Genomic DNA, 13,740 nt, shown 5'->3' with positions numbered 1-13,740 from the left:
ACAAACCCCACCACTTAAGAGAGATTGCCAATCTTTTTGTACAATCTTTATAATAGAAAGAAAAGGAGTTTTATTCTTGACTTGCGTACGGATACATAAAAGGATAGACTGTTGACATGAAAGAAACGAGAAGGATGGAAGACATGACAAATCATTACTATTCTGAACGCCCAGATACGGCGCACGATTTTGAACAATGGGCTTTTGAGTTAAAAGGCAGAACCTTTCAATTTGTAACTGATTCTGGTGTATTTTCACGTGAAACAGTGGATTATGGTTCACGTGTCCTGATTGATGCTTTTGATTGGGAAGAGTTACCTGATGAAGGAAAGATCTTAGATGTGGGATGCGGGTATGGACCGATTGGGCTAGCTTTGGCATTTGCGACACAACGGTTTGTTGAAATGGTCGACATTAATGAGCGAGCAGTGAGTCTAGCGCAAGGAAACGCAAAGCGTAACCAAATCGAACAAGTGGACATCCATCAATCAAATATCTATGAAGTACTTCATGAAGAAACCTATGCAGCTATTGTCAGCAATCCGCCAATCCGTGCTGGAAAAAAAGTCGTACATGAAATCTTGACAGGCGCATATCCTCGGTTGAAGCAGGGCGGTACACTGACAATTGTGATCCAGAAGAAACAAGGAGCGCCGAGTGCGCAAAAGAAGATGGAAGAAACATTTGGCAATGCAGAAATCGTCACAAAAGATAAAGGATATTATATTATCAAAAGTGTGAAAGAATAACTAGCTGAAAAATAATAGAGCGACGAAAAAGTGGAACTGGGCGTGCATGTAAGGGTACGTATCAGTTCTTTTTTTGTTGAGAAGTTTTTAAAAACAAAGAACTATTTTTTTCTTCAAAAAGAAATAGTAGGAACAGAGTCGTTGTTTTTTACGATAAAATAAATAAGATACAGAACTTGTATAGAACGCTGCCAAGTTGGTAGATAAAGGAGATTTTTATCAAAAAACATACTTTCTTTTTTTCTCTATTCTTTTCTTGGGGGTTTTGGTACACTGATAGGGAATTTAGATAGAAGGGAGCCACTAGGGTGAAGCTGACCATCAGAGATATTGCAGAAATGGCAGGGGTATCAGTAACAACTGTCTCACAGATTTTGAATAACAAAGGAAGCCGATTTAGTGATAAGACAAGAAAAAAAGTGTTGTCGATCGTGAATGAACATCATTATAAACCCGATTATTTCGCTTCAAATGTGATCAATCGACATTCAAAGACCATCGGAATGATCGTCCCTGATGTCACTGATTTCTTCTTCTCCAAACTGATCGAAGGTGTAGAGAGCTATTTGAATCCTTTGGGCTATGTGATCATGTTATGCAATTCTCGTCATAGCCAAGAAAATGAGATCAAGTATTTACAAGAGCTTTCCCACCGCTCAGTGGATGGGATCTTGCTGGCAACACCAAATATTTTACCTGAGAAATACGCATTAGACAGCGGATTTTATCAAAAAATGCCGATTATTTTAATCGATCGCGGATTGAATCGTCGGGATAACGGACGGCTTATCGTAAAGGAATATGAGGGCGCCTATCAAGCCGTTTCACTATTTATTGAAAGCGGCCATACGAAGATTGGCATGCTGAAGGAAACCACTGGATATTATCAATTAGAAGAACGTTTCAACGGATATCGTCATGCGCTGAAAGATCATGGCCTGCCTTTTAATGGGAAATTTGTTGAACATGGAGAGTTGACTGTCCAAGGTGGCTATACTGCATCAAAAAAATTACTCAAACATAAAGATATCACGGCTATTTTTTGCGGGAATGATGCCATGGCGATCGGCTGCTATCAGGCGATAGATGAATTGGGCAAAAAAATCCCAGAAGATATCTCTGTCATAGGATTCGATGGATTAAAACTGTCAGAATACATGATTCCGCAATTGACGACAGTGCAGCAACCAAGTTTTGATATTGGATTTTATGCTGCGCGTTTCCTAATCGATACGATCGAATTTCCTCAAAGAAAAGTTCCGAACAAAGTGTTCGAAACAAAATTAATTATTCGTGAGAGCGTAAAAGTATTGACAAAGGGCTAACTCGGCGGTATATTGCTTATGTAAGCATTTACAAAGGCGAGTTGGTGCTTTTTTTATTTTTAGTAAACCAGTTTACTAAAGTGGTTTACCTTTCCTAAAAATAATGTATAATACCGAATGAAGACAAGGAGGATCAGGCAATGCGAATGGTGGATCTGATTGAAAAAAAGAGGGATGGAAACGAGCTGTCGAAAGAGGAAATCGAGTACATCGTCACGAACTATACGAATGGAAAGATTCCAGATTATCAAGTCAGTGCATTATTGATGGCAATTTTTTATCAAGACATGACAAATGAAGAAATCACGAACTTAACATTGGCGATTGCTAATTCTGGTGATGTCATCGATTTGAGTTCTCTCGAAGGAATAAAGGTAGATAAGCATTCGACAGGTGGCGTTGGTGACACGACCACATTGATTTTAGCCCCCCTAGTAGCTAGTGTCGGAGTGACAGTGGCTAAAATGTCTGGACGCGGTCTAGGTTACACAGGTGGCACATTAGATAAGCTAGAAGCAATTCCCGGATTTCAGATCGAGCTTTCGGATGAAGCATTCGTGCGCATTGTCAATGAAAGCAAAGTAGCAGTAATCGGTCAATCAGGAAACTTGGCACCGGCGGACAAAAAATTGTACGCTTTGCGTGACGTCACAGCGACCGTCGATTCTCTTCCGCTGATTGCCAGTTCGATCATGAGTAAAAAGATTGCGGCAGGAGCAGATGCAATCGTTTTGGACGTGACCACTGGAGACGGTGCTTTCATGAAGAATATCGAAGATGCAAGACGTCTGGCAAAAACCATGACAAGCATTGGCAAACTAGCGAACCGAGAAACAGTGGCGGTAATCTCGGATATGTCAGAACCTCTTGGCGAAGCAATCGGAAATAGTCTAGAAGTTGTCGAGGCAATCGAAACATTACAAGGAAATGGTCCAGAAGATCTAGTAGAAATGTGCTACGCCTTAGGAAGCCAAATGGTTGTTCTTGCTGGCAAAGCTAAAACAATCGATGAAGCAAGAACGTTGCTTCAAGAAGCTCTGGAATCAGGTAAAGCGTTAGCAAAATTCAAAGAAATGATCCAAAATCAAGGGGGAGACCCAACGATCGTGGAACAACCAGAACGAATTTTGACTGCACGTTACACAATGGAGCTTCCTGCTAAACAAAGCGGAGTCGTGTCAAAAATCGTGGCAAACGAATTAGGAATTGCTGCAATGATGCTAGGTGCTGGGCGTAAAACCAAAGAAGACGATATTGATCACGCCGTTGGATTGAAACTGCATAAAAAAATCGGTGACACTGTGACAAAGGGCGAGTCATTATTGACAATCTATAGTAATGATAAAGAAATCTCCTCTGTTATTGAATTATTATATAAAAATATTGAAATTGGCGAGTCAGCAATGAAGCCAACATTGATTCATGACATTATCACAGAATAAAAGGAAAAAAGCGGATTTTACCGTTTGAAAGAAAAGGGGAAAAGAAATGGAACTAAACCGAATGATCGACCATACTATTTTGAAAGCAGACGCATCTAAAGAAGCTGTGATGCAAATTATCGAAGAAGCGAAAAAATATCATTTTTACTCTGTCTGCATCAATCCAGCATGGGTTGCGCTAGCAAAAGAACAATTACAAGGCGAACCAGTAGCCGTATGTACAGTGATCGGGTTTCCTTTAGGAGCAAACACATCCGAGACAAAAGCATTTGAAACGACAGATGCCATCAATAACGGTGCAGATGAAGTCGATATGGTCATCAATATCGGTGCGTTGAAATCAAAAGATGATCAAAAAGTTCAAAAAGATATCGAAGCAGTTGTTGAAGCAGCAAAAGATCGTGCACTTGTCAAAGTGATCATCGAAACATCTTTATTAGATAGAGAAGAAATCATCCGAGCATGCGAATTAGCAAAAGCTGCAGGCGCTGATTTTGTCAAAACATCAACTGGTTTCTCAACGGGTGGTGCAAAGGTAGAGGATGTCCGCTTGATGCGTGAAACGGTAGGACCAGAAATGGGCGTCAAAGCTTCTGGCGGTATCCATAACGAAGAAGAAGCAATGGCAATGATCGAAGCGGGTGCTACAAGAATCGGAACAAGCGCAGGAGTAGCAATCGTATCTGGTTCAACTGGCGAAGGCTATTAATTTTCAAAGGAGAAACTCATGGCAGAACTCAAACAAGAATGGATCAACACAGCTATTGAAGCGTTAGATAAAGCATACGTTCCTTATTCCCATTTTCCGGTAGGTGCTTGTCTCGTAACAGAATCAGGCAAGATTTATCAAGGTATCAACATCGAGAATGCATCATTTGGATTAACGAATTGTGCCGAGCGCACAGCTTTCTTCAAAGCCGTATCAGAAGGAGAAAGATCGTTTACCCATTTAGTCGTAGCAGGGCACACCCCTGATCCTATTTCTCCATGTGGTGCATGTCGGCAAGTAATGGCAGAGTTCTGTGCTCCTGATATGCCGGTTACGCTAGTGGGAGACAATGGTGTGACGAAGGCAACGACCGTTCGAGAACTACTGCCTTATGCATTTACTGAAAAAGATCTATAACTCATGTTCATTCAGTCAGCTGACTGTTGAAAAATAAAACAATTATTTTAGGAGGCTTTACAGAAATGAAAAAAGCAAAATTATTTGGTTTAGGTGCCGTCGCACTAGCAGCAGGGTTATTTTTAGGTGCATGCGGCAACAACGGCTCTACTGATTCATCCGGTGGCAAAAGCTCATCAGACACAACAACTGCAGCATTGATCACAGATACAGGTGGGGTAGACGACCGTTCATTCAACCAGTCAGCTTGGGAAGGATTACAAAAATGGGGGAAAGATCAAGGTCTTTCACGAGGCAATGATGGCTTCCAATACTTCCAATCTTCAAACGAATCAGATTATATCCCAAATATCGACCAAGCATTGAATGCTGGATTCAAAACGATTTTTGGTATTGGTTATAAACTAAAACCAGCGATCCAAGAACAAGCAACAAACAATACAGGTACGAACTTCGTTATCATCGATGATGTGATTGACGGATTAGATAACGTTGTATCTGCAACATTCAAAGACAACGAAGCTTCTTATCTTGCAGGGATTGCAGCAGCTTACACGACTGAAACAAACGTAGTCGGCTTTATCGGCGGCGTAAAAGGTGAAGTAATCGATCGTTTTGATGCTGGATTCAAAGCCGGTGTTGATGCAGGTGCGAAAGAACTAGGAAAAGAAATCAAAGTATTGAACCAATATGCTGGTGACTTCTCTGCTCCAGATAAAGGACGTTCAATTGCTCAAGGTATGTATGCACAAAATGCAGATATCATCTTCCATGCTTCAGGTGGTACAGGTAACGGTGTATTCCAAGAAGCAAAATCATTGAACGAATCAGGCGACAAAAAAGTTTGGGTTATCGGTGTTGACCGCGACCAATCAAACGAAGGCGAATACACATTGAACGGCGAAAAGAAAAACTTCACATTGACATCTACACTGAAAGCAGTTGGAACAGTAGTAGAAGATTTGGCACAAAAATCAGCTGACGGTAAATTCCCTGGTGGTGAACACACTGTTTATGGATTGAAAGAAGACGGTGTTGGTCTAACAGAAGGACAACTTTCTGATGAAGCGAAAAAAGCAGTGGATGAAGCAAAAGAAAAAATCATTTCAGGTGACGTAAAAGTTCCAGAAACTCCTGAAGAAAACTAAAACCATTTCTATAGCCTTGTTAGACACATGTTTGACAAGGCTATGGTTTGATTAGAACAAGAATTGTTCATTTATCCAAGCTGTCTTGAGACAGTTTGGATAAGGGAACAACTCCCTGAAGTAATGTTTGTTTCAAAAGAAGAACGCTCACTAAGCGTGAATCTTAGTCAATCGTTGCCCTAGATAGAAATCGTTAGGATGTGAAAAAAAGGTGGTTCAAGAAAATATTGTCATAGAAATGCAGAATATTACCAAAGAATTTGGAACATTCAAGGCAAATGACAACATCAATTTACAAGTAAAGGCAGGAGAGATTCATGCGTTGCTTGGAGAAAACGGTGCTGGCAAATCTACATTGATGAACGTGCTTTCCGGATTATTAGAGCCGACATCAGGGAAAATTTTGATGCGTGGGAAAGAAGTACAGATCACAAGCCCGACAAAAGCCAATCAATTAGGGATTGGGATGGTCCATCAGCACTTTATGCTTGTTGATGCCTTTACTGTAACAGAAAACATCGTGTTGGGAAGCGAACCTAGTCGTGCAGGGATGCTTGACCATAAAAAAGCGCGAAAAGAGATCCAAAAAGTTTCTGAACAATATGGATTATCAGTCAACCCGGATGCTTATGTTCGTGATATTTCAGTTGGGATGGAACAACGGGTAGAAATTTTAAAAACACTTTACCGAGGAGCAGATGTACTGATTTTTGATGAGCCGACAGCTGTATTGACCCCTCAGGAAATTGATGAATTAATCGTGATCATGAAGGAATTAGTCAAAGAAGGCAAGTCAATCATTTTGATTACGCATAAGTTAGATGAAATCAAAGCAGTAGCTGACCGTTGTACAGTTATCCGCCGTGGAAAAGGAATCGGTACAGTCAACGTTAAAGACGTTACCTCACAGCAATTAGCTGATATGATGGTCGGAAGAACGGTTTCATTCAAAACGATGAAAAAAGAAGCGAAGCCTCAAGAAGTCGTTTTGTCTATTGAAAATCTAGTGGTAAAAGAAAATCGTGGATTAGAAGCCGTGAAAAACCTGAACTTAGAGGTTCGTGCTGGCGAAGTACTTGGTATCGCTGGAATCGATGGAAACGGGCAGTCGGAGTTGATCCAAGCTTTGACTGGTTTGCGAAAGGCAGAAAGCGGACATATCAAGCTAAAAGGGGAAGACATCACCAATAAAAAACCTCGAAAGATCACTGAACATGGTGTAGGACATGTGCCAGAAGACCGTCATAAATACGGGTTGGTCCTAGATATGACATTGTCTGAAAACATTGCCCTGCAAACGTATCATCAAAAACCTTACAGTAAAAACGGTATGCTGAATTATTCAGTGATAAATGAACATGCCAGAGAATTGATCGAAGAATATGATGTTCGAACAACGAATGAACTTGTTCCTGCAAAAGCTTTATCAGGCGGAAATCAGCAAAAAGCAATCATCGCTCGGGAAGTCGACCGAGATCCTGATCTGTTGATCGTTGCAAATCCAACTCGTGGGCTGGATGTAGGTGCGATCGAATTTATTCATAAACGTCTGATCGAACAAAGGGACAAATACAAAGCAGTGTTATTGATTAGTTTCGAATTAGAAGAAATTTTAAATGTTTCGGATCGTATTGCTGTTATCCATGAAGGAGAAATCGTCGGGATCGTTGATCCGAAAGAAACATCTGAAAATGAATTAGGTCTATTGATGGCGGGCTATACCTTAGAAGAAGCACGAAAAGAGTTAGAAAAGGGGGCTGGCGCACATGAATGATCGCAGCGAGAAATTCCGTAATTTATTAGTGCCTGTACTTTCAGTTGTTTTAGGATTGATCTTAGGCGCGATATTAATGGCTGCTTTTGGTTTTCAGCCCATCCAAGGTTATTCTTCTATGTTAGATGCAGCTCTTGGTTCGCAAAGAGGAATCGGTGAAACATTAAGGCAAGCAACGCCGTTGATTTTTACAGCATTAGGGTTTTCTGTAGCTAACTCAGCTGGGTTCTTCAATATCGGGCTTTCTGGACAAGCGCTTTGCGGATGGATCGTCAGTGTCTGGGTGGCACTTGCTTTTCCAGATCTTCCAAAAGTTGTTTTGCTTCCATTGTGCGTGATCCTAGGTGCCTTAGCAGGTGCGATGGCAGCGGCTGTTCCTGGGTTGCTACGAGCATTTTTTGGAACAAGTGAAGTGATCGTAACGATCATGATGAACTATATCTTATTATACGTAAGCACATTTGCTTTACATGAAGTGATGCCTGAAAGCTACCGATCAAGTTTGGACTCTTCCAATATGATCAGTCAAAATGCATCGTTGCGGTTACCTTGGTTGACACAAGCTTTTGGCGGCTCTCGCGTAAACTCAGGTTTGTTTTTAGCCATCATCGCGCTTATTTTCGTTTGGCTATTGATGAAGAAAACGACTTTAGGATTTGAGATCCGTTCCGTTGGTTTGAATCCTTTTGCTTCTGAGTATGCAGGGATGAGTAGTAAACGTACGATCGTTTTGTCGATGGTCATTTCTGGCGCTTTGGCAGGGCTTGGCGGTGTGGTTGAAGGATTAGGAACGTATCAAAACTTCTTCGTTCAAACGACCTCGCTATCTATTGGATTTGACGGAATGGCTGTTTCCTTACTTGGATCTGGATCAGCAATCGGTATTCTTTTATCAGCGATTTTGTTCAGTATTTTGAAGATCGGCGGACTTGGCATGCAGACAGGAGCTGGTGTTCCGTTTGAGATCGTCAATGTATCGATTGCTCTGATTATCTTCTTTGTTGGGATCAATTTCTTGATTCGTTTCGTCATGGCTAAGTTCTTCCAAGGAAAAAAACAAGAAGAAATCGTTGCGACAATCGAAGCGAAGCCAACGAATCAAAACCATGAAGGAGGCGAACTATAATGTCGACTATCGAATTAATTGCCTTGATTCTTACTTCAACACTGGTTTATTCAACACCGCTAATTCTAACGTCACTAGGCGGAACGTTTTCTGAACGCAGCGGGATCGTAAACGTAGGGTTAGAGGGAATCATGGTCATGGGTGCTTTTAGTTCCATCGTTTTCAACTTGACGATGAGCCCCTCACTTGGTTCCATGACGCCATGGATCGCTATTTTAGTGGGTGGCGTCGTAGGTATCCTATTTTCTTTGATCCACGCAGTAGCAACAGTCAGCTTGCGTGCTGACCATATCATCAGCGGTACAGTGATCAATCTGATGGCACCAGCTTTAGGTGTTTTCTTGATCAAAGCATGGTATGGGAAAGGTCAAACAGATAACATCACGCAGAATCTGGGATATTTCTCTTTCCCAGGTTTGGCAGATATTCCGGTCATTGGACCAATTTTCTTCAAAAATACATTCTTGCCTGCTTATTGTGCAATTTTGATTGCTGTCATTGCTTGGGTGATCATCTTCAAGACGAAATTCGGCTTACGCCTCCGTTCAGTTGGTGAAAACCCTCAAGCTGCCGATACATTAGGTATCAATGTATATGCTATGCGTTATTCAGGCGTGCTGATTTCAGGCTTGTTAGGCGGTATGGGCGGTGCTGTTTTTGCTCAGTCGATTTCCGGTAACTTTTCAGCTGGGACGATCGTCGGACAAGGGTTCATCTCCATGGCTGCTATGATCTTTGGTAAATGGAATCCTTTAGGCGCAATGGGTGCCTCACTGTTCTTTGGTTTTGCACAAAGCTTGAGTATCATCGGTGCACAATTACCAGTTATTTCTTCGATTCCACCAGTATTGCTGCAAATTGCTCCATATTTGCTGACAATCATTGTGTTGGTTGTTTTCTTAGGGAAAGCTTCTGGACCAAAAGCAAACGGGAAGAACTATATCAAATCAAAATAATCTTTTAGCGAATAAAAAGGGTGGGTTACGGGAAGTGTTTTTCGTCTCGCCCTTTTTGTTTTAAAGGTAATAAAAATAAAAAGAAAGAAGGAATAATCATGTTTAAACGCGTACATCTGATCGTCATGGATTCAGTAGGAATTGGAGAAGCACCAGATGCCGAGAAGTTCGGTGACGTTGGTTCTGATACATTAGGACACATTGCAAAAGAAGCAGGATTGAACATTCCGCATTTAGAGCAGCTTGGTTTGGGAACGATTCGTCCTCTTGAAGGTGTGGAATCAGTGAAAGATCATCAAGGCTATGCGACGAAATTAGAAGAAGTTTCTGTAGGGAAAGATACGATGACAGGCCATTGGGAAATCATGGGATTGAATATCAAGACGCCGTTTCGTGTGTTTCCGAACGGATTCCCTGATGATCTGATCAAACAAATCGAAGAGTTTTCTGGCCGTAAAGTCGTATGCAACAAACCATATAGCGGAACGGCTGTTATTGACGATTACGGTGAACACCAAATGAAAACAGGCGATTTAATCGTATATACTTCTGCTGATCCTGTCCTTCAGATCGCGGCACATGAAGAAATCATTCCTTTAGAAGAACTATACCGGGTTTGCCAATTCGTTCGTGATATAACAAAAGATGACCCGTACATGATCGGTCGAATCATTGCACGTCCATATGTGGGAGAACCAGGAGACTTCACACGAACAAGCAATCGTCATGATTATGCGTTGGATCCATTCGGACACACCGTCCTCGATTCTTTGAAAGAAGCAGGAAAAGACGTGATTGCTGTAGGAAAGATCAACGATATTTTCAATGGACAAGGAATCACTGAATCTGTCCGCACGAAAAGTAATATGGATGGCGTCGACCAGTTGCTGAACGTTATGAAAAAAGAGTTTACAGGTATCAGCTTTACCAATTTAGTAGATTTTGATGCATTATACGGTCATCGCCGGGATGTAGTCGGTTATGCGCATGCGATTGAAGAATTTGACTTGCGGATCCCAGAACTGCTTGAAGCCATGGAAGAAGACGACTTGCTAATGATTACAGCCGATCACGGAAACGATCCGACATTTACTGGTACCGATCATACGCGAGAATATGTACCGTTATTGGTCTACAGTAAAAAAATGAAAGAACAAGGGGCGTTGCCTCAAGGGTATTATTCTGATATCTCCGCAACGATTGCTGAGAACTTTAGTGTTTCTTCGACTGAAAATGGCGAAAGCTTCTTAAAATTATTAAAATAATCTTTTTAAAATAGGAGAAAGCAAATGACCAAGTTAAGCGAGATGTTACAAGAAACGACCCAGTTTATCCTTGATAAAGGAGTAAAAGAAATTGATTTTGGTTTGATCCTAGGTTCAGGATTAGGTGAATTAGCAGATGAAATCGAAGATGCTGTAATGATTTCTTATGATGAGATCCCGTTCTTTCCTGTTTCGACAGTAGTTGGACATGCAGGACGGCTGGTTTACGGATCTCTAGCAGGCAAAAAAGTGTTAGCCATGCAAGGAAGATTCCACTACTATGAAGGTCATTCCATGCAAACAGTGACCTATCCAGTACGTGTGATGGCCGGACTAGGTGCCCATTCAGTCATTGTGACCAACGCATGTGGCGGTGTCAATGAATCCTTCGTACCAGGAGATTTGATGCTGATTACCGATCACATCAATTTTACTGGTGAAAATCCTTTGATCGGCCCGAATGAAGATGAAATGGGTCCTAGATTCCCAGATATGAGTCAAGCTTATACGCCTGACTATCAAGCAACAGCAAAAGCAGCTGCAGAAAAACTAGGTTTGGATCTTAAAGAAGGCGTATATATGGGCTATTCTGGCCCAACTTATGAAACGCCTGCTGAGATTCGGATGTCTCGGACAATAGGAGCCGATGCAGTAGGGATGTCGACTGTTCCAGAAGTCATCGTAGCAGCTCACAGCGGATTAAAAGTGTTAGGAATCTCTTGTATTACCAACTTAGCAGCAGGCATGCAGGCGAATCTGAGCCATGAAGAAGTTGTAGAAACAACTCAGAGAGTCAAACAATCTTTTAAAGCATTGGTTAAAGAAACATTGACATTATTGTAATAGGAGGAGCAACAAAATGAGTGTGCATATCGAAGCGAAAGAAGGCGAGATCGCCGATAAGATTTTACTTCCGGGAGACCCTTTACGAGCTAAATATATTGCGGAGACTTTTTTAGAAGAACCAGTTTGCTACAATCAGGTCCGTGGGATGCTAGGCTTTACCGGCAAATATAAAGGCGAACGTATTTCTGTTCAAGGAACAGGGATGGGGATGCCATCAGCCACCATCTATGCCCATGAATTGATCCAGTCATATGGCGTAAAAAAATTGATCCGAGTAGGTACATGCGGGGCATTGTCAAAAGATGTCCGTGTTCGTGATTTGGTACTAGCGCAAGGCGCAGCAACCAGCTCTTCGATGATCGAAAAAAATTTCCAAGCCTTTCATTTTCCGCCAATCAGTGATTTCAATCTATTACTGAAAGCATATGAGATAGCTAAAGAAAAGGGCTATACGGTTCATGTAGGAAATGTCCTTTCGGAAGATTCTTTCTACAAAGATGATTTGACAGAGACATTCCAATTAGCTGAACTTGGCGTATTAGGAGTGGAAATGGAAGCAGCGGCTCTTTATTACTTAGGCGCGAAATACCATGTGCAGACATTAAGTTTGATGACCGTTAGCGACCATTTGATTACTGGGGAAGAAACAACAGCTGCAGAACGACAATCGACGTTCAATGAAATGATCGAAGTAGGATTGGAAACGGCGATTCAAGGGTAAAGTAATAGCTAAATAGCAAGAAAGTGTGACTGCCTAAACTTCTATTAATAGAAATTTGTCAGTCACATTTTTTTGCAGAAACTGTCTCACATAACCTGAAATCAATGACAACCGTTGCTTCAGTTACTTCGAGAGTCCTCCTAAAGTCAACCATTTGAATCTCTAAAATGTGAATCGACATTCCTTTTAAATTGCAGACGAATGGCACAATCTTAATCAAATAAAAAAGAACAGAAAGAAGCGAGTTACGCTCTTTCTGTTCCGAACTAGGCCACCAACAGGATGTGACAAATGAGTCATCTTCTGTTGGTGGTTTCGTCTAAATGAATACCTTAACCATTCAATTGCTCATGTGATGATGTTTGAAGAATGAAAAATTCAACTTAAATCAAGTCTGCATCAATAATAAGTGTTTCGAATAATACAGCGTGCTCAAGTGAGGAGCTTGATCCAGGACGTCCTGGTAGGCGATATACTTCTACTCGCTGTCCTGCTTTTCCAGGAATTTCGTGACGTACTTGAATATTACCATCAACTATTCTTGGAATGCTATAGTATGCTGTGCCGTCAAATGTTTCAAAACGATATCTTCCATCAATGTAAACGACCCATCTGTCTTGATTATTGTGAAAAAGTTCAGGTGTCAATGTTAAATAAGCAAATGCTCGAGAGCCTTCTCGCCCTACAGACAACATGTTTGTTTCTGTTACGCCTGTTTCCACTTGGATATTGTCATATTTCGCCCAACCATTCCATGTAGAAGCAAATCGTATAAGGTATGTATTTTCATCGTCTGGAGTCGTAAAAGTAAGTTTGCCACGTTCCCAGTTCTCATTATTATGTTCACTGCTCTCTAATACATCAAAACCGACATCATGATTCATGATCCCTAATTCAACACGTCCGGGTGCTGATTCGCTTGCTGCAACATCATAACTAAATGTATACGTGGTACTTGGTTTTAATGTCACGTATTGATGAACATTTTCACCATTTCTTGCTAAAGCAAAGTTATTTCCATTAACGGTTTGAAGTATGGGATTATTTGGCTCTTGGCCACTAGTGATCCAATGATCAAACCCGTCATTAAAGTCACCATTATGGATATACAATTGTTGCTCAATGGCCTGTTTACTTGTACTAACGAAGTCAGTTGTTGATAGACTTGTTGCGAATGTCGAAACGGATCCTCCTAAACTTAAAAATACCATACCTGCTGCCATCACTGTTTTTAAATTACTTTTGATCATCTTGTATCTCCT

The 13,740-nt window shown here is 41.2% G+C and carries 13 protein-coding genes; 12 read left to right on the top strand and 1 reads right to left on the bottom strand.

The window, feature by feature from the left end; translation table 11 throughout:
- Positions 1 to 143: 143 nt before the first annotated feature.
- The 12 genes from RG571_RS01655 to deoD all read left to right on the top strand — a co-directional run bounded on the left by RG571_RS01655 (position 144) and on the right by deoD (position 12,478).
- A complete protein-coding gene (locus RG571_RS01655; RefSeq protein WP_002309852.1) occupies positions 144 to 749 on the top strand; it encodes a class I SAM-dependent methyltransferase in 606 nt (201 codons plus the stop codon).
- A gap of 308 nt (positions 750 to 1,057) precedes the next feature.
- Positions 1,058 to 2,074, top strand: a complete 1,017-nt coding sequence (locus RG571_RS01650; protein ID WP_002291103.1) for a LacI family DNA-binding transcriptional regulator — start codon at positions 1,058 to 1,060, stop codon at positions 2,072 to 2,074.
- Positions 2,075 to 2,214: 140 nt separating this feature from the next.
- Positions 2,215 to 3,516 (top strand): pyrimidine-nucleoside phosphorylase, encoded by a 1,302-nt coding sequence (locus RG571_RS01645; protein ID WP_002291105.1) that lies wholly within the window; start codon positions 2,215 to 2,217, stop codon positions 3,514 to 3,516.
- Between the two features lie 46 nt (positions 3,517 to 3,562).
- Positions 3,563 to 4,225: a deoxyribose-phosphate aldolase gene (gene deoC, locus RG571_RS01640; RefSeq protein WP_002291107.1), complete on the top strand. Its 663-nt coding sequence runs from the start codon at positions 3,563 to 3,565 to the stop codon at positions 4,223 to 4,225.
- Positions 4,226 to 4,243: 18 nt separating this feature from the next.
- Complete coding sequence (locus tag RG571_RS01635) at positions 4,244 to 4,642, top strand: cytidine deaminase (RefSeq protein ID WP_002291109.1); 399 nt, start codon at positions 4,244 to 4,246, stop codon at positions 4,640 to 4,642.
- Positions 4,643 to 4,707: 65 nt separating this feature from the next.
- Positions 4,708 to 5,790, top strand: a complete 1,083-nt coding sequence (locus RG571_RS01630; protein ID WP_002319336.1) for a BMP family protein — start codon at positions 4,708 to 4,710, stop codon at positions 5,788 to 5,790.
- Between the two features lie 211 nt (positions 5,791 to 6,001).
- Positions 6,002 to 7,564, top strand: coding sequence for an ABC transporter ATP-binding protein (locus tag RG571_RS01625; RefSeq protein ID WP_002291113.1), 1,563 nt, complete (start codon positions 6,002 to 6,004; stop codon positions 7,562 to 7,564).
- Positions 7,557 to 8,690 carry an ABC transporter permease gene (locus RG571_RS01620; protein ID WP_002291115.1) on the top strand — a complete coding sequence of 378 codons (1,134 nt, stop codon included), beginning with the start codon at positions 7,557 to 7,559 and terminating at the stop codon, positions 8,688 to 8,690. The genes RG571_RS01625 and RG571_RS01620 overlap by 8 nt, the downstream gene beginning before the upstream one ends.
- Positions 8,690 to 9,646, top strand: a complete 957-nt coding sequence (locus RG571_RS01615) for an ABC transporter permease (protein ID WP_002309847.1) — start codon at positions 8,690 to 8,692, stop codon at positions 9,644 to 9,646. Before RG571_RS01620 ends, RG571_RS01615 begins: the two co-directional genes overlap by 1 nt.
- 98 nt (positions 9,647 to 9,744) lie before the next feature.
- Positions 9,745 to 10,911: a phosphopentomutase gene (deoB, locus tag RG571_RS01610; protein ID WP_002291118.1), complete on the top strand. Its 1,167-nt coding sequence runs from the start codon at positions 9,745 to 9,747 to the stop codon at positions 10,909 to 10,911.
- Between the two features lie 24 nt (positions 10,912 to 10,935).
- Positions 10,936 to 11,754 carry a purine-nucleoside phosphorylase gene (locus tag RG571_RS01605; protein ID WP_002319339.1) on the top strand — a complete coding sequence of 273 codons (819 nt, stop codon included), beginning with the start codon at positions 10,936 to 10,938 and terminating at the stop codon, positions 11,752 to 11,754.
- 16 nt (positions 11,755 to 11,770) lie between these two features.
- A complete protein-coding gene (deoD, locus tag RG571_RS01600; protein WP_002319340.1) occupies positions 11,771 to 12,478 on the top strand; it encodes a purine-nucleoside phosphorylase in 708 nt (235 codons plus the stop codon).
- Between the two features lie 383 nt (positions 12,479 to 12,861).
- Here the strand turns inward: deoD and RG571_RS01595 are convergent, their stop codons facing one another.
- Positions 12,862 to 13,728: a carbohydrate binding domain-containing protein gene (locus tag RG571_RS01595; protein WP_002319341.1), complete on the bottom strand. Its 867-nt coding sequence runs from the start codon at positions 13,726 to 13,728 to the stop codon at positions 12,862 to 12,864.
- Between the last annotated feature and the right edge of the window lie 12 nt (positions 13,729 to 13,740).

The sequence above is a fragment of the Enterococcus sp. FR204 genome, assembly GCF_031143325.1.
Taxonomy (GTDB): Bacteria; Bacillota; Bacilli; order Lactobacillales; family Enterococcaceae; genus Enterococcus_B; species Enterococcus_B faecium.
This window is presented reverse-complemented; position numbering and strand designations above follow the sequence as displayed.

Coding starts and splice junctions, on each gene's coding strand:
- RG571_RS01655 (WP_002309852.1), top strand. CDS start 144: ATGACAAATCATTACTATTCTGAACGCCCAGATACGGCGCACGATTTT.
- RG571_RS01645 (WP_002291105.1), top strand. CDS start 2,215: ATGCGAATGGTGGATCTGATTGAAAAAAAGAGGGATGGAAACGAGCTG.
- deoC (WP_002291107.1), top strand. CDS start 3,563: ATGGAACTAAACCGAATGATCGACCATACTATTTTGAAAGCAGACGCA.
- RG571_RS01635 (WP_002291109.1), top strand. CDS start 4,244: ATGGCAGAACTCAAACAAGAATGGATCAACACAGCTATTGAAGCGTTA.
- RG571_RS01630 (WP_002319336.1), top strand. CDS start 4,708: ATGAAAAAAGCAAAATTATTTGGTTTAGGTGCCGTCGCACTAGCAGCA.
- RG571_RS01620 (WP_002291115.1), top strand. CDS start 7,557: ATGAATGATCGCAGCGAGAAATTCCGTAATTTATTAGTGCCTGTACTT.
- RG571_RS01615 (WP_002309847.1), top strand. CDS start 8,690: ATGTCGACTATCGAATTAATTGCCTTGATTCTTACTTCAACACTGGTT.
- deoB (WP_002291118.1), top strand. CDS start 9,745: ATGTTTAAACGCGTACATCTGATCGTCATGGATTCAGTAGGAATTGGA.
- RG571_RS01605 (WP_002319339.1), top strand. CDS start 10,936: ATGACCAAGTTAAGCGAGATGTTACAAGAAACGACCCAGTTTATCCTT.
- deoD (WP_002319340.1), top strand. CDS start 11,771: ATGAGTGTGCATATCGAAGCGAAAGAAGGCGAGATCGCCGATAAGATT.
- RG571_RS01595 (WP_002319341.1), bottom strand. CDS start 13,728: ATGATCAAAAGTAATTTAAAAACAGTGATGGCAGCAGGTATGGTATTT.